Genomic DNA, 298 nt, shown 5'->3' on the forward strand with positions numbered 1-298 from the left:
GCGTCGTCCACAATGACGTCGTGCGCGTGCGCGCTCAATGCGATGTCGCGCAGCGCGGCCGCATCGAGCGTCAGCCGCGCACCGAACAGTGCTGCATACGATGCGAGACTTTCCGCATCGGTGACGATCAGGCGCAACTGCGAATCGTCGACGATATGCGCAAGACGCTCGGCCGGATATGACGGATCGAGCGGCACGTACGCCGCGCCCGCGCGCAGCACGCCAAGCAGCGATGCAACCAGCGCTGCCGAGCGCTGCATCGCGACGCCCACGCGCACTTCCAGATCGGAAGAGCGTC

Annotated in this window: 1 protein-coding gene; it reads right to left on the reverse strand. The window is 66.4% G+C overall.

The genetic code is table 11. The features are described from left to right. On the reverse strand, positions 1-298 hold a 298-nt coding region (locus tag EN824_RS34505; RefSeq protein WP_135933227.1), incomplete at both ends, for an AMP-binding protein.

The organism is Mesorhizobium sp. M8A.F.Ca.ET.181.01.1.1, assembly GCF_004792025.1.
Lineage (GTDB): Bacteria > Pseudomonadota > Alphaproteobacteria > Rhizobiales > Rhizobiaceae > Mesorhizobium.